The organism is Thalassospira mesophila (genome assembly GCF_002115755.1).
In the GTDB taxonomy this organism is placed as follows: domain Bacteria; phylum Pseudomonadota; class Alphaproteobacteria; order Rhodospirillales; family Thalassospiraceae; genus Thalassospira; species Thalassospira mesophila.
Genome location: NZ_JFKA01000001.1, coordinates 711,475 through 737,776 on the forward strand (window position 1 = coordinate 711,475; position 26,302 = coordinate 737,776).

General features: G+C 54.1%; 18 protein-coding genes and 1 tRNA gene. 10 read left to right on the top strand and 9 right to left on the bottom strand.

Annotated elements, in window-relative coordinates; translation table 11 throughout:
• Positions 1-119: 119 nt before the first annotated feature.
• The 3 genes from TMES_RS03165 to TMES_RS03175 all read left to right on the top strand — a co-directional run bounded on the left by TMES_RS03165 (position 120) and on the right by TMES_RS03175 (position 1,474).
• A tRNA-Leu gene (locus TMES_RS03165) sits at positions 120-208 on the top strand.
• 588 nt (positions 209-796) lie between these two features.
• Positions 797-1,189: a hypothetical protein gene (locus TMES_RS03170; RefSeq protein ID WP_085579301.1), complete on the top strand. Its 393-nt coding sequence runs from the start codon at positions 797-799 to the stop codon at positions 1,187-1,189.
• Between the two features lie 6 nt (positions 1,190-1,195).
• On the top strand, positions 1,196-1,474 hold the full coding sequence (locus TMES_RS03175; RefSeq protein ID WP_245835183.1) for a DUF3572 domain-containing protein: 279 nt from the start codon (positions 1,196-1,198) through the stop codon (positions 1,472-1,474).
• 97 nt (positions 1,475-1,571) lie between these two features.
• Here TMES_RS03175 and TMES_RS23460 read toward each other — a convergent pair whose 3' ends face one another.
• Positions 1,572-1,745, bottom strand: a complete 174-nt coding sequence (locus TMES_RS23460) for an ATP-dependent Clp protease proteolytic subunit (RefSeq protein ID WP_211275857.1) — start codon at positions 1,743-1,745, stop codon at positions 1,572-1,574.
• Between the two features lie 60 nt (positions 1,746-1,805).
• Positions 1,806-2,636: an undecaprenyl-diphosphate phosphatase gene (locus tag TMES_RS03185; protein ID WP_085579303.1), complete on the bottom strand. Its 831-nt coding sequence runs from the start codon at positions 2,634-2,636 to the stop codon at positions 1,806-1,808.
• Between the two features lie 265 nt (positions 2,637-2,901).
• Between TMES_RS03185 and TMES_RS03190 the strand changes: the two genes are divergently transcribed.
• Both TMES_RS03190 and gltB read left to right on the top strand, forming a co-directional pair.
• Entirely contained in the window at positions 2,902-4,332 is a 1,431-nt protein-coding gene (locus tag TMES_RS03190; protein WP_085579850.1) for an NAD(P)-dependent oxidoreductase, read from the top strand.
• Between the two features lie 30 nt (positions 4,333-4,362).
• A complete protein-coding gene (gltB, locus tag TMES_RS03195; protein ID WP_085579305.1) occupies positions 4,363-8,913 on the top strand; it encodes a glutamate synthase large subunit in 4,551 nt (1,516 codons plus the stop codon).
• Between the two features lie 251 nt (positions 8,914-9,164).
• Here gltB and TMES_RS03200 read toward each other — a convergent pair whose 3' ends face one another.
• The 4 genes from TMES_RS03200 to TMES_RS03215 all read right to left on the bottom strand — a co-directional run bounded on the left by TMES_RS03200 (position 9,165) and on the right by TMES_RS03215 (position 14,232).
• Positions 9,165-9,398, bottom strand: coding sequence for a hypothetical protein (locus tag TMES_RS03200; protein WP_085579307.1), 234 nt, complete (start codon positions 9,396-9,398; stop codon positions 9,165-9,167).
• Between the two features lie 192 nt (positions 9,399-9,590).
• Entirely contained in the window at positions 9,591-9,806 is a 216-nt protein-coding gene (locus tag TMES_RS03205) for a hypothetical protein (RefSeq protein WP_085579309.1), read from the bottom strand.
• A gap of 279 nt (positions 9,807-10,085) precedes the next feature.
• On the bottom strand, positions 10,086-12,443 hold the full coding sequence (locus TMES_RS03210) for an ATP-binding protein (RefSeq protein WP_085579311.1): 2,358 nt from the start codon (positions 12,441-12,443) through the stop codon (positions 10,086-10,088).
• Positions 12,444-12,489: 46 nt separating this feature from the next.
• Positions 12,490-14,232 (bottom strand): ABC transporter substrate-binding protein, encoded by a 1,743-nt coding sequence (locus TMES_RS03215; protein ID WP_245835184.1) that lies wholly within the window; start codon positions 14,230-14,232, stop codon positions 12,490-12,492.
• Positions 14,233-14,765: 533 nt separating this feature from the next.
• Here TMES_RS03215 and TMES_RS03220 point away from each other — a divergent pair.
• The 3 genes from TMES_RS03220 to TMES_RS03230 all read left to right on the top strand — a co-directional run bounded on the left by TMES_RS03220 (position 14,766) and on the right by TMES_RS03230 (position 17,606).
• A complete protein-coding gene (locus TMES_RS03220) occupies positions 14,766-15,869 on the top strand; it encodes a hypothetical protein (RefSeq protein WP_245835185.1) in 1,104 nt (367 codons plus the stop codon).
• 150 nt (positions 15,870-16,019) lie between these two features.
• Entirely contained in the window at positions 16,020-16,322 is a 303-nt protein-coding gene (locus TMES_RS03225; protein ID WP_143589512.1) for a hypothetical protein, read from the top strand.
• 597 nt (positions 16,323-16,919) lie between these two features.
• The gene (locus TMES_RS03230; RefSeq protein WP_143589513.1) at positions 16,920-17,606 is read left to right on the top strand and encodes a hypothetical protein; all 687 of its coding nucleotides are present in this window, start codon (positions 16,920-16,922) and stop codon (positions 17,604-17,606) included.
• Positions 17,607-17,696: 90 nt separating this feature from the next.
• Here TMES_RS03230 and TMES_RS03235 read toward each other — a convergent pair whose 3' ends face one another.
• The 3 genes from TMES_RS03235 to TMES_RS03245 all read right to left on the bottom strand — a co-directional run bounded on the left by TMES_RS03235 (position 17,697) and on the right by TMES_RS03245 (position 20,794).
• Complete coding sequence (locus tag TMES_RS03235; RefSeq protein ID WP_245835186.1) at positions 17,697-18,419, bottom strand: Crp/Fnr family transcriptional regulator; 723 nt, start codon at positions 18,417-18,419, stop codon at positions 17,697-17,699.
• 176 nt (positions 18,420-18,595) lie between these two features.
• Positions 18,596-19,270 carry a response regulator transcription factor gene (locus TMES_RS03240; protein ID WP_085579319.1) on the bottom strand — a complete coding sequence of 225 codons (675 nt, stop codon included), beginning with the start codon at positions 19,268-19,270 and terminating at the stop codon, positions 18,596-18,598.
• 120 nt (positions 19,271-19,390) lie between these two features.
• Positions 19,391-20,794, bottom strand: a complete 1,404-nt coding sequence (locus TMES_RS03245) for a cache domain-containing protein (RefSeq protein ID WP_085579320.1) — start codon at positions 20,792-20,794, stop codon at positions 19,391-19,393.
• Between the two features lie 456 nt (positions 20,795-21,250).
• Between TMES_RS03245 and TMES_RS03250 the strand changes: the two genes are divergently transcribed.
• The gene (locus TMES_RS03250; protein ID WP_085579322.1) at positions 21,251-24,718 is read left to right on the top strand and encodes a pyruvate carboxylase; all 3,468 of its coding nucleotides are present in this window, start codon (positions 21,251-21,253) and stop codon (positions 24,716-24,718) included.
• Positions 24,719-24,731: 13 nt separating this feature from the next.
• The gene (locus TMES_RS03255; protein WP_085579856.1) at positions 24,732-26,216 is read left to right on the top strand and encodes an FAD-linked oxidase C-terminal domain-containing protein; all 1,485 of its coding nucleotides are present in this window, start codon (positions 24,732-24,734) and stop codon (positions 26,214-26,216) included.
• Positions 26,217-26,302 lie beyond the last annotated feature (86 nt).

A 26,302-nucleotide genomic window follows, 5' to 3' on the forward strand; every position in this document is an offset into this window, starting at 1 on the left:
GCAGGGGAGTTACCGAATTATAAATCCCTGCAATAGAATGTTGCGTCTCGGGCAAAGCCGCGCTAGAAACCTGACCTGTCTTTGGGGTGATTAACCCCGGACGTTTCTGCCAAGTTCTTGCGGGCGTGGCGAAATTGGTATACGCAGCGGACTTAAAATCCGCCGGTCCTAACAGACCTTGCCGGTTCAAGTCCGGCCGCCCGCACCATCTTCCTTTGCGCAAATTGCTGTTTTGTCCTCCTCGTCTTGCGGTTTTTGTTGCGCCGCAATGTCGATTCGCAGCGCGTCCCGTCAGGATAATTGTGCGGGAATTGCGCGATACCTGCGCGCAAGTTGCCGCGATCACTCCCAAACGTGTTGTCTTGCATCGGTCGAAATGCCGGTTTCAGTGCCCGATAGACACACAAAACCCGCCTCTGGCGGTTGTTCAAACCCGCCAACGCGGCCGTTTCTTCCCTGAAAATCCTGTCATATATTATTTTTTGCCATGCAAAATGGCACTTTCACCGGTCGGGTAACCCCGACATCTTCCGGTTGACAGGTAATAGTGGCGGGGCGATTGATCGTGATGTTTCCCAAACCACTTCCCGTAATTCCCAAGCGATCAATAAGCGATCCTTAAAGGATAATTGCGGGGCAAGTCGGATATATCTGGCTGCTGACCCGAAATTAACAGATATGCAGGGATGCTAAAAGCTGCAATTGCCGGTTTGGGAATTGCGGCAGGTTTACCGGATGTAAATGCGTTTCCGGTCACTGTGCGGCATTGTTTGGGGATGATCACAGGGTTATTGACGTGAGTGCGACGGAAAACGACGACGATCAGCCGCGTAAAAAGGAACGGTTTGGCAAATATGTTGTCCCGGAAGAGCGCGCCAATAATATTGTGCGCCAGCTCGACGAATTTTTGCGCAAAGGGCCCAAAAGCGGTTTGAAATATAACCGCTGGCAGCAATTGGCATGGTACGAGGTTGTCGACGAAATCAAACGGGCCGAAGCCGCACAAAAAAGCCAGGACAGCCTGGCCAAAGCGGCCTTTTTAAGCCTGGCAATCGGGTTTGGCACCATCGGTTTCTGGGGGTTGGTATTGCTGGCCGGAACCCGCTTGGGCTTTGTTGCTGCCGGAATTATACTGGTGGCCGGGCTGGTGGTGTGGCGGGCTATGTCAAAGGCGAACTGGCTGAAATAGGCGGATATGATGAATAACGATGCTGCTGAAACCCTGGCCATTCAGGCCATCGCCTTTGTTGCGGGCGATGACGAGTTGCTGGAAGGCTTATTGATGCAAACCGGCATGGATCTTAATGATTTGCGCGCAGGCATTGGCAATGCCGATGTGCAGCGCGGGGTGCTTGAATTTTTATTGTCGCACGAACCGTTTTTAATGCGTCTGGTCGAGGCGATTGATTGCCCGCCAGATATGCCCGCCAAGGCCCATATCATTCTGTCAGGCGGGCCGATCTGGCAGGATTAAGGGCCATCGGCGATGCCGGGCGATGGGACAGTATCTGATCAATCCGGCCCCAATCCTGTGCTTGTTCTGCGGTCATGAAGCGGTTGCGATCAAGGGTTTATTCAACTTGGTCATCGCGGCACCCGCAATGCGCGGCATAAAGCGTGATCATACGATGTTTGGTCTTACGCATTTCTTCGGCATGGAACAAAATATCGGATGCCCGGCCTTGAAGGCCACCAGGCGGCTGGTGTGCCGGGCCGCCGCGTGTCAGATGGAAAAAAGGCGCCAATCCATCGGGATTCGCGCCTTTTTAAAGCTACTTAAAATCAACGACCGGGCGGGATGTTTGTTAAAACAATGTTCCCAGCGGGGCGGTATCATAACCGTAAACCCACACCAGAAGCGCAATGCCCAGAATGATCCGGTAAATGGCAAAGGGTGTGAAGCTGGCCCGTTTTAACCACGACATCAGCACCGCAATCGTGATCAGGGCGGTGAAGAAGGAAAAAACGATTGCCAGCAGGACTTCGCGGTTAAGTTCCATATTCCCGGCTTTGTGCAGGTCCAGCCCGGCGAGAAGCCCGGCTCCCATAATAACGGGAATAGACATCAGCATTGAAAACTGCGCCGCATCCGAGCGTTCATAGCTCATCAATCGCGCTGCCGTCATGGTGATGCCCGACCGGCTGACACCGGGGATAAGAGCAATGACCTGTGCCAGACCAATAAAAATCGATCCGGCCCACCCCATATGTTCGATCCTGTTAATGGTCATGCCAACCTTGTCGGCAAACCACAGGATGATCCCGAAGACAAGCGTGGTCCAGGCGATGATCTCGACCGAGCGCATCTGTTCTTCGATGCCCGATTGTTTCAGGTAATAACCAACAGCAACCACCGGAATGGTGGCCACTATAATATGCAGGGCCATGCGGGCGCCTGGTGTCATTCGGCCGGTAAACAGGCGGAAAAACCCGACGATCATCGCTAGCACGTCGCGCCAGAAATAGATCAACACAGCCAGAAGTGTTCCGACATGAACCGAAACATCCAGCAGCAAGCCTTGGTCGGCGGCGCCGGTAATTGCGGGTGTCAGAACAAGATGACCGGAAGAACTGATGGGCAGGAATTCAGTGATACCCTGAACGACTGCAAGAAGAATTATGTGCTGAAGTGTCACACCTGCCTCGGTGCTGATTTTTGAAGGGAAATTTGCTTATAGCAGCTTGTTTTCTTTAGGCGAATAACTGAATTAGTACCATTTCGGTACTAATTAGACTTTGGCAACGCCCGAAAATTGCCGTAAAACCCTAGGCTTCGTCAGGGCTTTTTGTTATATTGGTCAGTGTTGCTGACCTATGATGTATTTTGTGCTGGATTCTCGTTTCGGGCGCAGGTATATAAAAGGCCACTCCCGCAACAAAACAGCCTTTTTGGGGGCCTCAATGACAGAAAAGATGCTCAAGTTTGTTCATCTTGAACAAAAATATCCGCAAAAGCGTGAAGCCGCTGAGCGTCGGACAGACTTCGACGAAATTTATGCCGACTTCGAACCCGAAGCCGCCGCCGATCAGTCGGCGCGGTGTTCGCAGTGCGGTGTTCCGTTCTGTCAGGCCCACTGCCCGCTTTATAATAATATTCCCGACTGGTTGCGTCTGACGACGGAAGGCCGGATGGAAGAGGCTTATGCCATTTCCTCGGCCACCAACAACCTTCCCGAAATTACCGGCCGTATTTGCCCGCAGGACCGCCTGTGTGAAGGCAATTGCGTGATCGAACAATCCACCCATGGTGCCGTTACCATCGGGTCGGTCGAAAAATACATTACCGACACGGCCTTTAAAAACGGTTGGGTAAAAGCCCCGGTGCCGGGCCAGGAAAATGGCTTGTCTGTTGGCATTATCGGTGGTGGTCCTGCCGGTATGGCCGCGGCTGAACAACTGCGCCTTAAAGGCTATGAAGTTCATATCTATGACCGTTACGACCGCATGGGCGGCTTGCTGGTTTATGGTATTCCAAGCTTCAAGCTGGAAAAGCACATTGTCGAACGCCGCATCAAGCTGCTTGAAGAAGCTGGCATTGTGATGCACACCAATTTTGAAGTCGGGCGTGATGCCTCGCTTGAACAATTGCGCCGCAAACATGACAGCGTGCTGATCGCCACCGGTGTTTACAAGGCCCGTGGCATCAAGGTGCCCGGCGTTGGTTTGAAAAACATCTATCCGGCCCTGGAATATCTGACCACCTCGAACCGTCAGGGGCTGGGCGATGCCGTTCCGGCCTATGACGATGGTACGCTGAATGCCAAAGACAAACATGTGGTTGTCGTTGGCGGCGGTGATACCGCGATGGATTGTGTGCGCACAGCGGTTCGCCAGGGTGCGAAATCGGTTAAATGTCTGTATCGCCGTGACCGCGCCAATATGCCCGGTTCCCAGCGCGAAGTTGCCAATGCCGAGGAAGAAGGCGTTGAATTTGTCTGGTTGACCAACCCCGAAGCCTTTGTGGGCGATGACACCATAAATGGTGTGCGTGCGGTCAAGATGCGCCTTGGTGCACCCGATGCCGGTGGCCGCCAAAGCCCGGAAGTGATCGAGGGTTCCAGCTATACAATGGAAGCCGACATGGCGATCCTTGCCCTTGGTTTTGAGCCCGAAGATTTGCCGACCCTGTTTGAAGCCCCGGAACTTGGTGTTTCACGCTGGGGTACCGTGAAAATTGATTTCCGTTCGATGATGACCAATCTGGATGGCGTTTTTGCCGCCGGTGACATCGCACGGGGTGCGTCTTTGGTGGTTTGGGCGATCCGTGATGGTCGCGATGCCGCTGATCGCATTGACGAATATTTGCTGGCGCGGAAAGAAGCAGCCGCTTAAACCCGCCGCCGCATTTTGGAGAACAAAGCCATGAATGAAATTATCAAGGGTCACGGTGCCGAGGAAATTGCCCGGTTCGAGCGTAATGCCGAACATTTAACGGCAACTGGCATGTATGATGTTGACGACGAACACAGCAGCTGTGGCGTCGGCCTGATTGGCGCAATCGACGGCAAGCCGCGCCGCGAAGTTGTCGAAGCCGGGATTGAAGCCCTCAAGGCAATCTGGCATCGCGGTGCTGTTGATGCCGATGGCAAAACCGGCGACGGTGCCGGTATTCACCTTCAGGTGCCGCAGGACTTTTTCAAGGCGCATTTGAAACTGATCAATCAGGAAGCACCGGATTCCATGATTGCGGTGGGTCAGGTGTTTTTGCCGCGTATCGACATGGCGGCACAGGAACGCTGCCGCGCGATTGTCGAAACCGAAATCCTGAAAATGGGCTATTCAATTCTGGGTTGGCGCCAGGTGCCGGTTAATGTGTCGGTGATTGGTGAAAAAGCCAATGCAACCCGCCCGGAAATTGAACAGGTTCTGGTGGGTGGTCTGGCGACCATCGATGAAGAACAGTTCGAGGTTGATCTTTACGTTATTCGCCGCCGTATCGAAAAAGCGGTGATGACGGAATCGATCAAGGATTTTTACATCTGCTCGCTGTCATGCCGCTCGATCATTTACAAGGGCATGTTCCTGGCCGAACAGATCGACATTTTTTATCCTGACCTGCGCGACGAACGCTTTACGTCAAACTTCTGCGTCTATCACCAGCGCTATTCGACCAACACCTTCCCCAGCTGGCCGTTGGCACAGCCGTTTCGTGTTTTGGCCCATAACGGCGAAATCAACACGTTGCGCGGTAACGTCAACTGGATGAAAAGCCACGAAGCCCGCATGGGCAACGAGGCCTTTTCTGACACCATCGAAGACGTCAAACCGGTTATTCAGCCCGGGTCATCAGACTCGGCTGCTTTGGATGCCGTGTTTGAACTGATGGTGCGTGCCGGTCGTGACCTGCCGATGGTGAAAACCATGATGGTGCCCGAAGCATGGTCGAAAAAAGCAACCACGCCAGACAGCTATAAAAACCTTTATGCCTATTGCAACGCAGTGATGGAACCGTGGGATGGCCCCGCCGCCCTTGCGGCCTATGGCGGCAAATGGCTTTTGGGTGGTACGGACCGTAACGGGCTGCGTCCGCTGCGCTATGCGGTTACCGGCAATGGTCTTTTAATCGCCGGTTCTGAAACCGGGATGGTCCATATCGACGAGGAAACCTGCGTTGAGAAAGGCCGCCTCGGGCCGGGCCAGATGATTGCGGTCAACCTTGAAGAAGGCAAGCTGTACCACGATACCGAACTGAAAGATAAGCTGGCACATCGTCGTGACTGGTCGAAATGGGTGGGGCGGACCAAGGTTCTCGATGACCTGGTATCGCCGGAAAAATCCGAACCGGCCAATTTCAGCAAGGAACACCTTTTGCGGATGCAAAAGGCAATGGGCCTGTCGCATGAAGACCTGGAACTGATCCTGCATCCGATGGCCGAAGACGCCAAGGAAGCGATTGGCTCGATGGGCGATGATACCCCGCTTGCGATCCTGTCGGACCGTTATCGCGGGATGCACCATTTCTTCCGTCAAAACTTTGCCCAGGTCACCAACCCGCCGATCGACAGTTTGCGCGAAGCCCGCGTCATGAGCCTGAAAACGCGCCTTGGCAACCTTGGCAACATTCTGGAAGAAGACGAAAGCCAGTGTGATCTTCTGCAGCTCGACAGCCCGGTTCTGACCACCGGCGAATATGACGCCATGCGCGATTATATGGGTGACAGTGCAGTCGAAATTGACACCACATTTGATATTGCAGCCGGGCCGACGGCCCTGCGCGATGCCATTACCCGCATTCAAAAAGAAGCCGAAGAAGCCGTTCGCGGCGGTGCCCTGCACGTTATTTTGACCGACGAGCATATTGACGCCACCCATGCCGCCATTCCGATGGTGCTGGCTGTTGGTGGTGTTCACAGCTTTTTGGTTAAAAACTCGCTGCGCACCTATATTTCGCTAACCGTGCGCTCGGCTGAATGCATGGATGTGCATTATTTTGCTGTGTTGATCGGTGTTGGCGCCACCACGGTGAACGCCTATCTGGCCCAGGAAGGCCTGTTAGACCGTTATGCCCGTGGCCTGTTCCCGACCATTCACAGCACCGCCGAAATCATGCAGCGCTTTAAAACGGCAATTGATCAGGGTCTGTTGAAAATCATGTCCAAGATGGGCATTTCAATCATCAGTTCCTATCGCGGTGGGTATAACTTTGAAAGTATCGGGCTGTCGCGTTCGCTCGTGGCCGAGTTTTTCCCCGGGATGCCGTCGCGTATTTCGGGCATTGGTTTGCAGGGGATTCAGCGCCGCACGATTGCCCAGCACAAGGATGCCTTTGCCGGTAATGTTGTCAGCCTGCCGGTTGGTGGTCTGTATAAATACCGCCGCAGTGGCGAACGCCATGTCTGGACCGGCCCGCTGATCCATACCTTGCAGTCTTCTGTTACGACGGGCAGCTATAATACCTTCCGTAAATTCAGCGAAGGCCTGCGCCAGCGCGAACCGTTGCATCTGCGTGACCTGCTTGATTTTCGCAGTGACCGCAAACCGGTGCGCCAGGAAGAAGTTGAAAGCATCACCGAAATCCGCAAGCGGTTCGTAACGCCGGGTATGTCGCACGGGGCGCTTTCAACCGAAGCCCACGAATCGCTGGCGATTGCCATGAACCGCATCGGGGCGAAGTCCAACTCTGGTGAAGGCGGGGAATCACGCGAACGTTTCCGTCCGCGTTCCAACGGGGATAATGCGCGTTCCTCGATCAAGCAGGTGGCATCTGGCCGCTTTGGCGTGACGGCGGAATATCTTAATAACTGTGAAGAAATTCAGATCAAGGTCGCCCAGGGGGCAAAACCGGGCGAAGGCGGTCAGCTTCCGGGCTTTAAGGTGACGGTGGAAATCGCCCAGCTGCGTAATGCAACACCGGGTGTGACCCTTATTTCGCCGCCGCCGCATCACGATATTTACTCGATCGAAGATCTGGCACAGCTGATTTACGACCTCAAGCAGATCAATCCGCGCTGTCGCGTGTGCGTGAAGCTGGTGTCGCGTTCGGGTGTGGGGACCATTGCCGCAGGTGTTGCCAAGGCCAAGGCCGATGTGATCCTGATTTCCGGTTATGACGGGGGCACGGGTGCCAGCCCGCAAACCTCGATCAAATATGCCGGTATTCCTTGGGAAATGGGCCTGTCCGAAGTGAACCAGGTTCTGACCCTTAACAACTTGCGTCACCGGATCAAGCTGCGGGTTGATGGCGGGTTTAAAACCGGCCGCGACGTGGTGATTGGGGCCATGCTGGGCGCCGAGGAATTTGGTATTGGCACCGCATCCCTGATCGCCCTTGGCTGTATTATGGTGCGTCAGTGCCATTCCAACACCTGCCCGGTGGGTGTTTGTACCCAGGACCCGGCCTTGCGGGCCAAGTTTAACGGCACGGCCGATAAGCTGGTTAACCTGTTCACTTTCATGGCCGAAGAGGTCAAGGATGTGCTGGCAGAACTGGGCTATGACAACTTGCAAGACGTGATCGGGCGTTCCGATTTGCTGCAGCAGGTTCACCGCGGCGCAAAAGACCTTGTTGACCTTGATTTGAACCCGCTTCTGGCACAGGCCGATGCTGGCGGGCACCCGCGTTATTGCACGATAGTTGGCCGTAACGAAGTGCCCGATACCCTTGATGCGCAAATGATCAAGGATGCCCGTCCGTTGCTTGATGACGGCGAAAAAATGCAGTTGCAGTATAATATTCAAAATACGCAGCGTGCCATTGGCACCCGCATTTCCAGCCTGATTACGCAAAAATACGGCATGTTTGGCCTTAAACCCGGCCATTTGCATGTGCGGTTGCGCGGTTCTGCCGGGCAGTCACTGGGGGCATTTGCGGTGCAGGGCCTTAAAATTGAAGTCCACGGCGATGCCAACGACTATGTTGCCAAGGGCCTTTCTGGCGGCACCATTGTTCTGCGTCCGCGCCCGTCAAGCTCGCTTAAAACCAATGAAAACACCATTATTGGCAACACCGTACTTTATGGTGCGTCCGCAGGTAAACTGTTTGCAGCCGGTCAGGCAGGGGAACGTTTCTGCGTTCGTAACTCCGGTGCGATTGTGGTGGTCGAAGGCTGTGGTTCGAACGGTTGTGAATACATGACCGGCGGGACCGCAGTTATTCTGGGCGATGTTGGCGAAAACTTTGGCGCGGGCATGACCGGTGGCATGGCCTTTATTTATGACCGTAACAATCACTTTGGCGATGTCGTCAATGACAGTTCGGTTTTGTATCAACGTATTGAAACCCCGCACTGGGACGATCTGTGCCGCAGCCTGATCGAGGAACATGTTGCTGAAACCGATAGTGGTTTTGCGCGCAACCTCCTTGATAACTGGGACCGCGAGCGCGGGCACTTCTGGCAGGTTGTGCCAAAGGAAATCGTCGACAAGCTGGAACACCCCATTCGCTCGCAGAGCGAAGACCAGGCAACTGCGTGATTTCGGTCACGCAGCTTGCGTAAGCTCCCTTGTCCAAACACCCGGACAAACCAACTTACCCCGCATCTCGGTGCGGGGTATCTTTTTTTGGGCTGTATTTTTGCGGGAGCAAGATTGTCGACCACGCATAACCATTACGCGATTGTGGTGGCAAAAGCCGTTGCGGTAAATCGGGCAGGTATGCGGGGTGTGGGCGATATTGACGGGCAAGGTGCGCCAATGTCGCCTCCAAAATTATCGCCGTTGCCGTCTTACAGCAATAAATCCAGATAGGTGCCACGCCGGGCGGAATGGTCGATCTGGTCGGCGGCAATCAGGTTTCGAAGGCGGGCAAGCTGGCTTAGGATATCAAGTTCACTCGACGGGCGATCAGGCGATATTTTGCGATTGCGCACAACACTGGTTTGTCCCGGACCATTGCGGCCTGGGGCTTCGGTAATATCGCCGGTACCGGTACGTAAACTGCCAAGTGGTGGTAGTGCCATTATGCTTCCCTTGTGATCGGATCGCTATTCTAAAGGGTTTTCACCAAAACCTGAACCGTTCAGTTGCACATTTGCCGTTCAAGGGCATTTTGCAAGGTGTTGCAACAGCTTTCGCGATCAAAACCGGCAAAAGAAAAGGGACAGCGCGAGTGCTGTCCCAGTCGAAGTCAACAAGGAGGGAGGAGAGAAAATTCAGGTAACGATATTGACGCGGGTGCCACGCGGGCCGCTGGTTTGAAGTGGCTGATAATCGGTTACGATGGAGGCAATGCTTTCCATCAGTCCTTCGGCTTTTTTAAACGATGCGCCAGCCGTGCTTAACGGGGCACCATCGGCACGCTGTGGCGTGACTTTATCCGACAATGCCTGCTGTGCTGCATTCAAGCCCGAACCAATTGAACCAACCATAGAAATACCTCGTCATTCTTGCCCGGTTTACGCCTGTAATCTCAACAGGGCGTTTGCGGGTAATGTCACCGTATTATTCAAATATAAGCAGCTAAAACGAAATTTGAAGTGATGGCCGTCACAAAGATGATTAAAAAGTTAAAATCGTAGATCTTCTGCACAGAACGCCCCCTCCCGTAACCCCGGCCTTTAAGCACAATAATGCAACACCGCAGCGACGTGGGATACTGGGAACGGTGGACGTGCCGCCGCGACGTGTGGGAACGCCAATGGCCCGGGTTATTGGTTCCGGCGGCGTTCTGCACGCTGTACCAGCGCCTCGTGAATGGCCTTTTGCAATTGTGCCGGGCGAAAGGGCTTTTTGACGAAAATATATTCACCCAGCATCTTTTCCATTTCCTGACGGGTGCGCGCCGGATAACCCGACATGAAGACAATGCAAAGATGCGGATACTGGCGCAAGGCTTCGATGCCCAGTTGCGGCCCGCTAAGCCCGCTCATGACGACATCGCTCAAAATCACGTCAATCCGGGTTTCATCGGTTGCAGCAGCCAGAATTTTCAGCGCCTCGTCAGCATTCTGGGCGCAAATGGCTTCAAATCCGGCATCTTCCAGAATGATTTTTGCGGTGGTGCGCAGTGATGGCTCGTCATCGACAATCAAAACCCGTTCACCATTGCCCGGATGATAGCTGATGGTGTCCTTGGGCGTGATGGTGATCGTGCCGGCTTCGCAGCGCGGCAGATAAACGGAAAAGGTGGTGCCTTCGCCTTCAACGGTTTGCACATCAATGCACCCGTTTGCCTCCTCGACCCAGCTATGGACAATCGACAGCCCAAGACCCGTGCCCTTGCCCGGTTCCTTGGTCGAATAAAACGGCTCGAAAATATGGTCCATAATATCGTCAGGAATACCGGTGCCGGTATCTTGCACCGTAATCACCGCATAGTCGCCCGGGGCGCAATCGGGATAGATTATTTCATCTGACGGGTCGCGCTGGTCTTCGGGCGGGATGGTTTCCGGCGCGCAATTGATTTGCAAATTACCGCCATTTGGCATGGCATCACGGGCATTAAGGGCCAGATTAAGAATGCAGGCCGAAAGCTGGGTGGGGTCAACCCGGGTATAAAGCGGGGTTTCACAGGTCCAGATATCAAGTTCGATCCGGTGTTCAAGCAAGGTTAGCAGCAGCTTTTCCATATCAAGAACAGCATCATTGACCTGAACGATTGTCGGCTGTTCAACCTTGCGGCGCGAAAACATTAATAACTGGTCGGCAACGCTGGTGGCGCGCTCGCCCAGCGAAATGATATGGCCGATATATTCCTCGACCCGGGCGTGGTCGTCGATGCGGGCTCGGGCAACTTCGGCAAAGCTGAGGATGCCTGCCAGGCAGTTGTTAAATTCATGGGCAACGCCACCTGCCATCTGGCCAACCGCTTCAAGCTTTTGCGATGTGGCAAGCTGGCGTTGCAGGGCGTGTTGTTCTTCGGTCGCCTGATGCTGGGCGGTGACATCGCTGCCAGTGCCGCGATAGCCCTTGAAAACACCATCGAGATCAAACACCGGCACACCGTTGATGCGGCCAAAATGAACGTCGCGGTCTTTGCCTTGCCATGAAAATTCGAAATTCTGAAACGCAAGGTGGCTTTCAAGGCGGCTCATCAGCACGCCCCAGCTTTCGTGGTCGCGTGCGGTCAGGCCCAGCGTGTCAAACCGCTGTCCCTGCGGAGAGCCGTGCAATTCCTCGATCAACTGATAGAATTTATAAGATGCAAAGGTAATGCGTAAATCCGGGCCCATTTCCCAGTACCAGTCGGCCGAGGACAGGGTAAAATCACGGAAACGTTCTTCGCTGTCGCGCAAGGCATCCTGGGCGATCTGGTGTTGGCTGGTGCGCCGTTCAAGGCTTTCGGCCATGGCGTTCAAGCCGCGCTCAAGCGAGCCGATTTCATCGCGGCTGGCCGGGCGCAAGCGCACGCCGATTTTACCAAACTGAATATCGCTGACAAATTGTGCCATGCTGGTCATGCGGCGCAAAACCGCCTGTTGCATCAGCATAAAGATCAGGCCCGATGTCAGGAACAGACACATGACAGAGCCGATCAGCAACACCGATTGCATGCGGTTCTGGCTTTCTTCAAGGCCCGCTGTCGAGACCTTGAAATAAACAAACATGAAAGGCTGGGTGGCGTTGAGGCTGAAAAGCGGGGTGACACTGACCATCTGTCGGCCGCTGGTGTCATTGACGGTAAAAAGTTGCGGTTCAACAATTTCCGGTCCGACCCAGCGGGCGGGAAAATTGTTGATATCGGCAATGTTTGTGCCAATCAGGGCCGGGTTCATCGAATGATAGATGGTGCCGTCAAAACCGATGGCCATGGCATCAATCACGTGGGGGCCTAACAGGCGGCGCAACTGGGCAGGGTCGCTGATAATCGAGATTTTAAGCTGTTCTTCCTGAATCAGTCGGCCAGGCGCACTGATTTGCTCCGCCGTGCGACGGTCAATCTCTGCCCCGAAATACTGGATGTAATATCCACCAAACAGCCCAAGAAAAATGGTTTCCACAATAAAAATTGCCAAACCGATCTTGAACGCCAGACTGCGAAACAGTCGGTCGAACAGTTTTTTCAAGCTACCCTCTACGCCCTGATCCGGGCGACCCCGGCTTTTCTATCGTTTACTTGTCCTCAATATAATACTGCGCCGGATTTGTCGGTGCCGGTGTGGCAAAGCTCCAGGCTGCGGGTATTACTTTAGGGACATTTTTAAAGTTTTTAGCCACGATCCCTTTGCGATTAGGCGGCAGCGCAACACCCATAACGTAAAACTGATCCGCACTGATGTCGAGTATCGCCCGCATCAGGTCGTTTTGTTCGGCGCTTTCCGCCGTTGATTTCAGTTTGTCATAAAGTGCCAGCTGCGTTTGCACCATTCGCGGGGGCACCGTTGCCGATTCACTATCCCGGTCAAGGTACCATGCTGCCCATGATGGCGCGAACCATGAATCTTTTGAAATCGGTAAATAATTGATTGGAATCAGCATGGCATCAAGGCCGCCATCGCCCCCCCAGGCGGTGGCGTCAAAGTCGTCGTCGCGGCGCTGCTCATAAAACTGGTCACGGGCAACATCGCGCGCGGTTACGTTAATGCCCAGTTTGCGCCAGTACGCGGTTACAGCTTCAAGCATCTGAAAGCGGCTGGTGCCGACGGTATCAATATTAAACGTGACCCGTTTGCCGTTGGGCAACTGCAAAAACCCCTGGCTGTCCCGGCTGGTCAACCCGGCCCTGGCAAAATAATCCAGTGCCAGGTCGGGGTCATAGGTGATGAACTGGCGCGCCAGAACCGAATGGAAAAGCGGGCTTTCCGGGCGTGGTGCGGCCTGATGGGGCAGGGCATTGGGAATGAACTGGTCGATAATGGCATCGCGGTCAAAGGCGTGCGACAGGCCAATGCGAAAGTTTTTGTCCTGAAACAGGCTGCGCAATACCGGGTCGCGATGGTTCAGGTTCAGCGACAGGGTCAGCTTGTTCATGTCGCTTTCGATCAGGGTGAAAGACGACATGTCCTTGCGGCGCGCCAGAATTTCGTCGGTGCTGCTGCTGATGTGACGTTCCTGCATATCAATGCCGCCATCCATCGCCAGTTTCACGGCTTCGGGTTTATCGGCCACCAGTTTGAACGACACCTTGTCGATATAGGGTAATTGACGACCGGTGGGGTCGATTTTCCAGTAATACGGATTACGTTTTGCAATCAACGGGTCCTGTTTGCCATAAACCCCGGTCAGGATCCACGCATTGAGGGTCGGCACCTCGGGATGTTGCCAGCGCGTCGGGTCATCGATGGTGCCGGGCTGGCCAAAAACTGCAACAAAGCGGTCCTGCCAGCTGGCATAGCCCAGCTTTTTTGCGTCTGTCTGGGCCGCAGGGTTATATTTGGGCAGAAATTTTTTCAAATAATGCGCCGGGTAGGAAACCGGTTCGACCCCTTCGGGTTGGGCCAGAAACGTTGAAAACAGGCCATAAGGGGCCGCAAAATGGAAGATAACCGTATAATCGTCGACTTTTTCAACCTCGACAGGTTGATTGGCACAGGTAAGCCAGTCCGGAACGGTTGTGGTCAGGTCCGGGTTGTTTAATATATCCTGGTACCAGAACAAAATATCGTCGGCACTGAACGGTTCACCATCAGACCAGCGCATGCCAGGGCGCAGACGAAAGGTGAAATCGGTGGCGGTTCCATTGGTCTGAAAGGATAGGGCGACATTGGGCACGGTGCCGGTCCATTGCGGGGTCCAGCGCAGCAGCGGTTCATAGCCGATGGTACGAATAAACAGGGCATAATCGCGTTCGGCCATCTGTGCCATATGCCAGGTGCCGCCGTAGTTTCCCAGATTGTCGACGGGCGAAACAATCATGGGGGTCCGGGGTAATCGGTCCTCTACCGGCGGTAATTGGTGGCTATTGACGTCTGAATCAAATATGGGAGCCTGTCCAAACTCGGCGCCATAGGCGTTGGACGCGAAAATTGCCGAAGCAATGACGACTGCCTTGAACAGGGTGCAGGTCTGGAAAATATTCCGGCGCACACAGGGCTCCACTGATTTATGCTTTTCTATCAACGAAAGATATTGGTATCGGTACGACTATCCATAAGTGGTGAGTAAAGAAAAAACACTCACAGGTAAAGTTTTGATGGCATTTATTTGATTGTAATCGGGAAAAAAAATATCCGGTCCGCCACCGGTGCGGGCACCCTCATTTGTTTTGTTCACGATGCTGAAAAGGTATCGTCAGTATGGGATATGTATAGATGATAGATTACAATGGTATGATAAATAAGCAATTTTGCGCATTTGACACAAATTATATTTCACAACAGAAAAAATTTGCCAGCCGCATGTCTCCGTTGGAAGACCGCCTTTCTGCCCTTCAGGAACAGGGGCATAGCATGGCGGCATCAGACCAAAGGATGATAGAGTGCAAATGGCTTTTGCAATACACGGCGGACTGGAATGCCCTGCAAGCTGCGGTTGCCCTTCTTTCCGAGTCGCTTAAAGACACCAATCAGGAGTGGGCCGAAGTGCAATCATCGGTCGATGGCTCGTGGGGGCCGTGTTACAGCCAGTGGTTTCTAAAAGTTGATGCCATGATTGATGCGGTCAACGAACTTGCCGATCAGGGTGAAGCCCCGCAATATCCGTTTGATTTTCTGGCACCGATTGCCACCATCGATGGCATGAAAGCCTGGTTGAACGACCATCGCACGTCAAAAATCCTGGCCGACGGCATTGACCGCCGTGATGCCCTGGGGGCTGTGACCGCCGTATTGTCGGAAATGTGCTTTAAAAGCGAAATCCGCGATTATTTTCGGCAATATGTCAAAGGCTTCGATCTTGGCGACGATTATATCGCCGCCTATAAAGCGTGGCTTGACGAATGGCAGGACCCGGAAACCGGCTATTGGGGCGCGTGGTTCGAGCAGGAAGACGGTTCGCTTGTGAAAACCACCGACCTTAGCCTCAGCTTCCACAATATTTCCTATCAGCATGGCAAGGTTGCCTATTGGCCCGAAGTCTTTGCCACCACATTATCGCTGCGCGATGGCACATATCCGTATGGGTGGAAGCATAATGGCGATTTCAACAACCACAATAATTACGATGTCGCCAAAATTTTTGCCGAAGGCTGGTCCAGTGTCGATGATGCCACCCATCAACAAGCCAGCGAAGATCTCTCGACCCTGCTTGACTGGTGCCTGAATGTGTCGATGACGCAGGACGGGGGCTTTATTGATGATGACAGCTTCTATAATTCCGTCGGTGCGGCTTATTATTACGGTGTTTCGTTCCTCGACGAGATTGGCTATTTCGACCCGTCCAAATGTTTCTGGACCGACGAAACCTTCCCCGAAGGCCCGGCTTTGTGCGGCAAAATCCAGAAAAACATGAAATCCCATGATCTGGACGATGACGAAGCCGATGCCGCAATGGAAAAGCTGGTCGATGCCTGTGGTGATTGCAGCAAAAGCAACAAACGCCGCACGGTGCATTAAGGCCAGGAGGATTGCGATGACATGGCAGGGCAGGGGGATCATTGTGTTTCCCTGCCCGCGTGGCAAAATAACGAGCAGCGAAGTATGGCCGCTTGCCTTGGCGGCCAAGAATTAACTTGTCTGGCACCCTTATCGGTACAACACTTTGGCATGGATCGAAAAGACACCGACTTACCCGCCATGCCAATGGCAAGCAAACCTGCGCCGCCCTTGCCGCGCCAGTTGCCTGGTCGTGCGCCACAATTAACGCACCATCAGGGGGCTGGCGGCCCGATTTCACCGCCAAATGCAAACGGTGCGGGCAATGTGGCGCAAAATGATGTGACACTGGCATTAGACGGTATTGATGGGCGGATTGCACAAAACCTGATGCACCGTGCCAGTGCGCTGGTCGATCGCGAACCGGACCGGGCGGTGGCCGTGCTGCGGCGCTGGTTGCACGAAACGTTGTAAATTGCCCTAAGCCCCTCTGGTGTCTCGCCGGGCTAAAGCATATTTCTTTTAATAAGACCCATTTTGTTTGTTTTTGGCGTGTCGTTTGGCAAGGCACAGCGCGCTGCACGATGCGGCGCATCGGGCGAGCGGTGTAACGCCGCCAAACACCGCCAAAAACAAACCCAGCGGGCCGGTGCAGTCTACCGCCTGGCCGCGTCGAAATCCTTGTCCGTAAACCCATTACGCTCTGCGGACTTCTCCTTGCCAGGCGGTAGACTGCATCGGCAAAATGGATCTTATTAAAAGAAACATGCTTTAGATACAGATTCCGCGGTCTGCCTGTTTTTGTGCGGGCATTGTACCTTATATGCCTTACATATTCGGGCTATGGTCCCATATAAACCCCGTTGCCGTCGCATATAGGTGGGGCAGGTTTAATCTGACGGGGGTTTTGTGCCGGTTTTGCCACTATGTTACGGGTTTTGCCGCAGTAATGCGGATTATGCGTATTGTCGAAATATCAGCGAAAACAGCGGGCGCGCTGTCGCCCGTCGGCCGGGTTTTTGGGCAGGGTTTTGTCGCCATATTCCCCGTGTCTTATCGGTTTTTCTTGCCGTGATAGGCCTGCTGGCGATCAGTGGCGCCCTGCCTGCAAACCGCGCGCAGGCGGCGGTTTGCCCCGCCATTGCGCCGCCGGAAATAACGTTCGATTTTATCCCCAAATCCCCGCAGCTGGACCGAAACCGCTCGGTTAAGTGGCTTAATCGCAAGGCGGCATCGCATAACCCTGCCTGGTTTGTTACCGGGCTTACCAGTTATGCCATGCAGGCAAAGTTTGAAATGCGGATCGAACCGGTTGCCCTGGGCGACGGGCGTTATTGTTTATTGCCTGCCCGCATTCATCCCACCGTCACGGTCAGCGAACATCTGGTTTACATTGCCAGCGAATTGCCAAGGGGGAGTTGCGAATATAACGTGGTGTATGCCCACGAAGGCCAGCATGTGGCGATTAATCAGCATATGGAACTTGATATTCGCGACGCTTTGCCAAAGTTTATCGAACAGGTCACCAATGATTTTTCGCAAATGCAGCCCTTGCCAGCCCGCATTGCGGCACCGCGCATTCAAAACCTGTTGTCCAAATACGGGCGCGATTTTAAATCCCTGCTGGCAAAAATAGACCGCAACCGCCAGCGTGATCATGGCAAGATCGATACCGCCACCGAATATGACCGGTTATCCCATGCCTGTGGCCCCAATTCGGCCTTTCAAACCACCTTGCCCGCCGCGATGCGGCGCTAAAGCATGGATCTTATTAAAAGAAACATACTTTAGTGGGACCGGGCACGGCAGGAAGGGAAAGGGTGTCCAAACACATCGAAAACCGGGTTGTCAGGCCGCGCAATCCTCGATCCCGGCGAGCAAACGCATGCTGTCGACATTCATGGAAAATTCGCGCCGGGAATGGGTGGTCAGCAAGCCCTGACGGCGAAAATCGGCAATAACCCGGCTGGCGGTTTCGGTGGTAATGCCCAGCATGGCGCCAATGTCTTCGCGGCCCGGCAAATGGCACGCCACCATGTCGCTATCATCATCGGCCAAAAACAGGCACAGGCGGGCGACCCGTTCGCGGGCCGAACCGGTACACATCTGGGTTAACCAGTAATCGGCATCCATCACGGTCTGATGCCAGCGGGTTAGAATCTGTTTGTGCAAACGCGGGCTTTCACGGTCCAGCGTTTCAACCACCGACACCGGAATACGGCATAAAACGCTGTCTTGCAGGGCCTCGGCATTGTGGGCAAAACTACCCGAAACCAGGGCTTCAAGGCCCATGGTGCCGCCCGGCCGCACCAGGCGCACGACCCGTTGCGAGCCATCAACCAGATAATGCGTCATTTTTATCAGGCCGGAACGCAGGGTATAGAGGCAATTGGCTCGATCGCCAGTGTGATATAACACCTTGCCCTTGGCCAGTTTAATTTCATCAACCGGTTGATGGACCAGTTTGAAATCATCGTCGGTCATGTCTGTAAACAAGGCAAGTTGACGCACGCCGCAATTTTTGCACCGCACCATGTCAGGTTTGGGTTTGGTAAACGCGGTTAATGACACAGACACCCCCTTTTATGAAGATCGGGTTTCAGGCTCGGTCCCACAGCTTCATAAGGCTTGAATTCGAATTACTACAATCTGCTGTATAATTTAGCATTAGAAAAAACAAATTCAATTGCCCGTTTTTAAAAACTGTTTCATCGCGCACGGGTTATGCACAAAGACCGATTGTCACATTACCCGGCGGCACTGTCGAGCGTGACCAGCCCTTTTTCAATGGCATAGCGCACCAGACCGGCCGAACTGTCGATGCCCAGTTTGCGTTTGATATTGCGGCGGTGGGTTTCAACCGTTCGCACGCTGATATCAAGCTCGCGTGCGACATGCTTGTTGCTGGCCCCGCGCGCCAAAAGGCGCAATACCGTGCGTTCACGCGTGGTAAGCGGCATGCCGTCATCGCTTGAATTTTCGCTGGTGTCGATTTTATCGAATGACGGGCTATAGGCCTCGCCGCCACTGGCAATGGCTTCAAGGGCGCGCACCATGTCGTTCGATGACACGTCTTTGAGGATAAAACCGCGCACGCCCGCCTGTTTGGCCGTGCGCAAATATTCCGGGTTTTCATGCATGCTAAGCATGATCACCTTGATGTCGGGCAGGGTTTCGCGGAATTTTTCTGCCGCTTCAAGGCCGTTCATCACCGGCATCGAAATGTCCATCAACACAATGTCGGGTTTTAATTCTCCGGCCAGATCAAGCGCTTGTTGCCCGTTGGAGGCCTCGCCCACAATGGCAATATGGGCATAACATTCCAGCCGAGACCGAATGCCATCCATCACAAGGGCATGATCATCGCACAGCAGGATACGGATCGGGCGATCCGAAGAAAAAACAATAGCGTCACTTGTCATGTTTGTCGTCGATCCCTGTCGGTATGATCTGGCAGCTTTGTGGAGCAAAAGCCGCCGGGAAATGGCGAAGCGGGGCGCAAAGGGCTGGTGGCACAGCGCGAAGATATCGCATGTCCGCTATCATGCTTTTAACGCCGGTGGCAGGGGCGGTGTGCCCGGTGTAACGGGCACATAGGCGGTAATGGTGGTGCCGTCATCGCGTTCGGATGTCACGCTTAACCCGCCGCCATGAAACTCCATACGTTCACGCATATTGCGCAACCCGATCCCGGCGCGCGGGTCGCGGTTGCGAATATAGCTTTTGGTCTCAAATCCTACGCCATTATCGGCAACTGTCATCACCACACTGGCCCCGTCGCGGCGAATGCGCACGCTGACATGGGTGGCATCGGCGTGGCGTTCAATGTTGGTCAGGCTTTCTTGTAATACGCGATAAAGCGTAGTTTTCTTGGCCGGCGTCAGGGCATTTTCAATCGGGTCACATTTTACCGCAATCTGAATGCCCGACCGGTCCTGTAATTCGGCGCACATGCTTTCGATGGCGGGTTTAAGGCCCAGATCATCAAGCACGGCAGGGCGCAGGTCGCGCGAAATACGCCGCACTTCCTGTATCGCATCCTGTAACCGTTTGGCGGCTTTTTCAATCGGAATGGCGGCATCTGTCATATTTTGCCGCATTCGGTCGCTGGCCAGTTCAACGGAATATTTCACCGATACCAGAATCTGGCTTATGCCATCATGCAATTCGCGCGATACCCGCAGGCGTTCTTCTTCCTGCACATCGACCACCCGGTGGGCCAGTTCCTTTAGCTTGGAATCGGCCAGCTTGCGTTCCGAAAGGGTGACAACCGTGCCCGAAATACCCACCAGCAATACCGCCAGCACGGTAATACCAATGATGGAAATGGTGGTTTCGCGAATGTGGGCGGCAACCTCGGTTTCAATTTCGGTCACCTGCTGGGAAATATCATCAATGTAAATCCCGGTGCCGATCATCCAGCCCCATTTATCAAGCATCAGCGAATAGCCGATTTTTTCGGCGGGTTCCCCGGTCGAGGGCTTGTCCCAGATAAAACGTAAAAAACCGCCGCCATCCTGGGCATTTTTGATCAATGCCTGAATAACCGAGTTACCGTTCAGATCGCGCAGGTTCCAGTATGTTTTGCCCACGCGCCACGGTTCAGGCGGATCAACCAGAGCGGTGCCATCGCTGTCATAAATGAAAAAATATCCATCCTTGCCATAGGACAAATCATTAATGATCGCCTTGACCCGTTCTTTTGAGACCGCATCAAGCGGACTTGCCACCGAATAGATATGGTTGATCGACGCCATCGCCAGTTGAAGATAGCTTTTCAGCTCGTCCTTGCGGGCTTCGACAATGTTTTGCTCAAAGGTGCGCGTTTCCGCCTTTGCCAGCCGTTCCGCCTGGGCAAAAACCAGCCCGGAAATCGCGCTTGCAGCCAGCAGAAGCGGCAATATCGACAGCAATAGAAATTTCAGGCGCAAATTCAGTTTGGGCATGGTCCGGTGGTCTTTAACTTAACGAAAAGGGTTGGCTCCCCAAAAGCGGGCCGACAATAACATAAAACAAGCGACTGTCTGCGTTTGATCGTCAAAAAACGTAACGGAATGATCGTATATTTGCCAGTTTTGGAAGAAAGTTGTTTTCACATCGTGGAAAGATTGTAGCGAGCTTTGGTTGAAATTGGTATTACCAGTTGAAATAACTGTTTTGACAGGGGCCGGGCATTGAGCCTATATCAAAAGCGTCGCCTGCCCACCGGGCGCCAGGAACTTCGGGTATGTCATGCGCGTTTAACGCGTATCCATATCTGCATTCGCCACACAGGATACGGTGTTGCCGGTTTTCCGCACCGCAACACGATACAGGACCGTATTGTGGCGTTTCTCTTGGCTTTTGGCAGGGGCGTTCAGGGCCGCTTTTGCCATTCATATCTGGTAGGAGTCCGGTCGTAAATGTCACGTCCAGCGCCCAAGAAAATCCGTAAACTTCTGGTTGCCAATCGCGGTGAAATCGCGATTCGCGTTTTACGTGCTGCCAACGAGCTTGGCATTCGCACAGTCGCGATTTTTTCTGATGAAGACCGTTTTGCCCTGCATCGGTTCAAGGCCGATGAATCCTACGGGGTTGGCAAGGGTAACAAGCCCATTCGCGCCTATCTTGATATCGAGGATATCTTGCGCGTCGCGCGTGATGCCGGGGTTGATGCCATTCATCCCGGTTATGGCTTTTTATCCGAAAACCCCGATTTTGCCGATGCCTGTGCCGATGCCGGCATCACCTTTATCGGCCCCGATTCCGATGTGATGCGGTCGCTGGGCAACAAGGTTTCGGCGCGTAACATGGCCGAGGCGGCCGGGGTGCCGGTTATGCCCGCATCGGCCGCCTTGCCCGATGACATGGACGAAGTTGCCAAAATTGCCCGGCAGGTCGGTTTTCCGATTATGCTGAAGGCAAGCTGGGGCGGCGGTGGCCGTGGCATGCGGGTGATCGAAAATGGCAAGGACCTGGCCAAACAGGTGGTTGCCGCCAAACGCGAAGCCGAGGCCGCCTTTGGCAATGGTGAAATTTATTTTGAAAAACTGATCCGCCGGGCGCGTCATGTTGAAGTCCAGATACTGGGCGACACCCACGGCACACTGGTGCATTTGTTCGAACGTGATTGTTCGGTGCAGCGCCGCAACCAGAAAGTGGTTGAACGCGCCCCCGCCCCTTATCTGGACGAAGACCAGCGCAGCGAGCTTTGCGAAGCGGCCCTGCGGTTGGGCAAGGCAGCAAATTACGTTAATGCGGGTACAGTCGAGTTTTTGATGGATGTTGATACATCCAAATTTTACTTTATCGAGGTCAATCCCCGCATTCAGGTTGAACATACGGTGACCGAATGCGTGACCGGGCTGGATCTGGTCAAGGCGCAAATCCTGATTGCGCAGGGCGGGCGCATTGGTTTTCCATCCGAAACAGGCATTCCGCGGCAGGAAAAAATCAAGCTGCGCGACCATGCCCTGCAATGCCGCATTACCACCGAAAACCCCGAAAACAACTTTGTTCCCGATTATGGACGGATCAAGGTTTATCGCGGGGCCAACGGTTTTGGCATTCGCCTTGATGGCGGCACCGCCTATTCCGGGGCGGTGATTACCCCGTTTTACGACTCGATGCTGGAAAAGGTCACCGCCTGGGGCAGTTCCCCGCGTGAAGCGGTGGACCGCATGGATCGGGCGCTGCGTGAATTTCGTATTCGCGGGGTCACCACCAATCTGGCTTTCCTTGAAAACCTGATAAACCATCCCAAATTCCGCGCCGGGGAATATACCACCCGCTTTATCGACGAAACGCCGGAGCTGTTTAAATTTGCCCGCCGCCGCGACCGTGCCACGCGTTTGCTGCGTTTCATTGGCGAGGTAAGTGTAAATGGCAACCCCGAGGTTGCGGGCCGGGCCGAACCGGCCAATTTTAACCCGCCGGTCATGCCAAAATCGATTGACCTCAAGGAAATACGTCCCGGCACCAAACAAAAACTGGACCAGTTGGGACCAGAAGGTTTTTCGCGCTGGATGAAAGACCAAAAGCGCATATTGATGACCGACACCACCATGCGCGATGCCCATCAGTCGCTGATCGCAACCCGGATGCGTACCTTTGATATGTTGCAGGTGGCACCTTATTATGCGCACGGCCTGTCGGACCTGTTTTCGGTCGAATGCTGGGGCGGGGCCACGTTTGACGTCGCGATGCGGTTTTTGAAAGAAGACCCGTGGGACCGGCTGGTGAAACTGCGCGAAGCAGTGCCCAATATTCTGACCCAGATGTTGCTGCGTGCGTCAAACGCGGTGGGTTACACCAACTATCCCGATAACGCGGTGGATTATTTTGTTAAGCAAGCCGCCGAACATGGCATGGACCTGTTTCGGGTGTTCGATTCCCTTAACTGGGTTGAAAATATGAAGGTGGCAATGGATTCCGTCCTGCGTACCGGCAAGCTGTGCGAAGGGGCGATTTGTTATACCGGCGATATTTTCGACAAGGACCGGTCGAAATATAACCTGGATTATTATGTTGAAATGGCCCGCGAGCTGGAAAAATCCGGCGCGCATATTCTGGGTCTGAAAGACATGGCCGGTTTGTTGCGCCCGGCGGCGGCAAACACCCTGTTTAAGGCGTTAAAAGACACGGTCAATATTCCGATCCATTTCCATACCCACGATACCAGCGGCATTTCAGCCGCCACCGTAATGGCAGCGATTGATGCCGGGGTGGATGCGGTGGATGGCGCGCTTGATTCAATGTCGGGGTTAACATCCCAGCCCAACCTTGGCTCCATCGCACAGGCTTATCGCGGCATGGAACGCGACCCGGGGCTGGACCCCGAAGCCCTGCGCGAAGTTTCGACATACTGGGAACAGGTGCGGCGTTATTACACCGGCTTTGAAAGCGACATTCGCAGTGGCACGTCGGACGTTTATGTTCACGAAATGCCGGGCGGCCAATATACCAATTTACGCCATCAGGCCCGCGCCGTCGGGCTGGAGGAACGCTGGCCCGAAGTCTCCAAGGCTTATGCCCAGGTTAATAAAATGTTCGGCGATATCGTCAAAGTAACGCCGAGTTCCAAGGTGGTGGGCGATATGGCCCTGATGATGGTGACATCGGGCTTAACCGAGCAAGATGTGCTGGACCCGAAAAAGGACATTGCCTTTCCCGACAGTGTGATTTCGTTCTTCCGCGGTGAAATTGGCCAGCCGGTGGGTGGGTTCCCGCCAGCCTTGCAGCGCAAGGTGCTTAAAGGCGGCGAAGCGTTAAGCGATCGTCCCGGCAAGCATATGAAGCCGATTGATTTTGCCGCCACCAAGGCCGAGATCGAAAAGAAAACCCATCGCAATACCAGCGATGCCGAGGTCGCATCCTATGTGATGTATCCCAAGGTGTTTCTGGAATATGCCGAACATCGCAGCCACAATGCCGATGTTTCAATTTTGCCAACCCCGGTCTTTTTCTATGGCATGGGCCAGGGCGAGGAAATTTCGGTGGATATCGAAAAGGGCAAAACCCTGGTTATTCGCTATCTCGCAACGTCGGAATTTGGCGATGACGAAGGCCAGCGCACAGTGTTTTTCGAACTGAACGGCCAGCCCCGCACCGTAAAGGTTGCCGATAACAAGCTGGCAGTTTCGCGCAAATCGCGGCCCAAGGCCGAAGATGGCAACCCGATGCATGTGGCCGCCCCGATGCCGGGCCTTGTGGTTGAGGTTTCGGTGGTTGAAGGCCAGAAAATCAAGGCGGGCGATGTAATTTGCGCGCTTGAAGCGATGAAAATGGAAACAGCGGTGCATGCGGAAAAAGACGGGACGGTGGCCAAAATCCACGCCCCGGCAGGCACCCAGGTAGACAGCAAGGATTTGCTGGTAGAACTGACGGAGTAATCTGATGTTAAAAATGCCTGAGCCGGACAGCTCTGTTCTTGCCCGGCGCACGGACATCATCGCAGCGATGCGGGCCATAGTGCCCGCATCGGGTGCGGTCATTGCCGAGGAAGATGCGCTCAGGCCTTATGAATGCGACGGGCTTATGGCCTATCGCCAATTGCCGATGATTGTGGTGTTGCCCGAAAATACCGCGCAAATTGCCGCGATTTTAAAATATTGCCACCAAAACAAAATCCGCGTGGTGCCGCGCGGGGCGGGCACCGGCCTTTCGGGCGGGGCCCTGCCCATGGCCGATGCCATTACCATCAGCATGATGAAATTTAACCGCGTGCTCGATATCGACTGGGACAATCGCGCGTGTGTGGTGCAGCCCGGTGTGACAAATCTGGGCATTACCCGTGCGGTCGAACATCGCGATTTTTATTATGCACCGGACCCGTCCAGCCAGATCGCCTGTTCAATTGGCGGTAACATCGCCGAAAATTCCGGCGGGGTGCATTGCCTTAAATATGGCCTGACCACCAACAATGTGCTGGGCCTGGAAATGGTCACCATCGAAGGCGATATCTTGCGCATCGGCGGCAAGGCCCTTGATAGTGCCGGTTACGACCTGATGGGCATTATCACCGGGTCCGAAGGGCTTTTGGGGATTGTTACCGAAATAACGGTGCGGATTTTGCGCAAACCCGAAACCGCCCGCGCCATGTTGCTGGGTTTTCCCGATAATCAGGCAGGCGGCGATTGTGTGGCCAAAATTATTGCTAATGGCATTATCCCCGGCGGGTTGGAAATGATGGACGCGCCCGCCATTCGCGCGACCGAGGATTTTGTCCATGCCGGTTACCCGCTAGATGTTGAATCTTTGTTGCTGGTCGAACTTGATGGCCCGGCGATTGAGGTGGACCATTTAATTGAACGGGTTGGCGATATTGCCCACCAATGCGGGGCGGTTTATTCGCGCATTTCCGAAACCGAAGAAGAACGCGCCCTGTTCTGGTCGGGCCGCAAAAACGCCTTTCCCGCCATTGGCCGCATGTCGCCCGACTATATTTGTATGGATGGCACCATTCCGCGCGGGCGCTTGTCCGATGTGCTGACCGGGATGCAGGTGTTTTCGCAACGCCACGGCCTTCGGGTCGCCAATGTGTTTCATGCTGGCGATGGCAATTTGCACCCGCTGATCATGTTTGATGCCAACCAGCCCGGCGAACTTGAGCGGGCCGAGGCCTTTGGCGCCGATATTTTAAAGCTGTGTGTCGAGGTCGGCGGGTGCCTGTCAGGCGAACATGGCATTGGCATTGAAAAACGCGACCTGATGCCGGAAATGTTTAGCGAAGACGACATGAAACATCAGGAACGGTTAAAACTGGCCTTTGACGAAGACCAGTTGTTAAACCCCGGCAAGGTTTTTCCGGTGTTGCATGGCTGTGGAGAGCTAAAAACCCTGCATGCGCGCTCTGTCGCTAACAAATTCCCCGATATACCGCGATTTTAACCGGTAAAAAGCCGGATATTACACCAAAAAGCCAAAAAACGTTATGCCGCGACCCCGCAAAGACCGGCATAACGGAGCAGGAGAGG

Excerpts from the sequence above, each read along its gene's own strand:
- TMES_RS03175 (WP_245835183.1), top strand. The coding sequence starts at position 1,196 with ATGATGAATAACGATGCTGCTGAAACCCTGGCCATTCAGGCCATCGCC.
- TMES_RS03190 (WP_085579850.1), top strand. The coding sequence starts at position 2,902 with ATGACAGAAAAGATGCTCAAGTTTGTTCATCTTGAACAAAAATATCCG.
- gltB (WP_085579305.1), top strand. The coding sequence starts at position 4,363 with ATGAATGAAATTATCAAGGGTCACGGTGCCGAGGAAATTGCCCGGTTC.
- TMES_RS03200 (WP_085579307.1), bottom strand. The coding sequence starts at position 9,398 with ATGGCACTACCACCACTTGGCAGTTTACGTACCGGTACCGGCGATATT.
- TMES_RS03205 (WP_085579309.1), bottom strand. The coding sequence starts at position 9,806 with ATGGTTGGTTCAATTGGTTCGGGCTTGAATGCAGCACAGCAGGCATTG.
- TMES_RS03215 (WP_245835184.1), bottom strand. The coding sequence starts at position 14,232 with ATGATTGTTTCGCCCGTCGACAATCTGGGAAACTACGGCGGCACCTGG.
- TMES_RS03220 (WP_245835185.1), top strand. The coding sequence starts at position 14,766 with ATGGCGGCATCAGACCAAAGGATGATAGAGTGCAAATGGCTTTTGCAA.
- TMES_RS03225 (WP_143589512.1), top strand. The coding sequence starts at position 16,020 with ATGGATCGAAAAGACACCGACTTACCCGCCATGCCAATGGCAAGCAAA.
- TMES_RS03240 (WP_085579319.1), bottom strand. The coding sequence starts at position 19,270 with ATGACAAGTGACGCTATTGTTTTTTCTTCGGATCGCCCGATCCGTATC.
- TMES_RS03245 (WP_085579320.1), bottom strand. The coding sequence starts at position 20,794 with ATGCCCAAACTGAATTTGCGCCTGAAATTTCTATTGCTGTCGATATTG.
- TMES_RS03250 (WP_085579322.1), top strand. The coding sequence starts at position 21,251 with ATGTCACGTCCAGCGCCCAAGAAAATCCGTAAACTTCTGGTTGCCAAT.
- TMES_RS03255 (WP_085579856.1), top strand. The coding sequence starts at position 24,732 with ATGCCTGAGCCGGACAGCTCTGTTCTTGCCCGGCGCACGGACATCATC.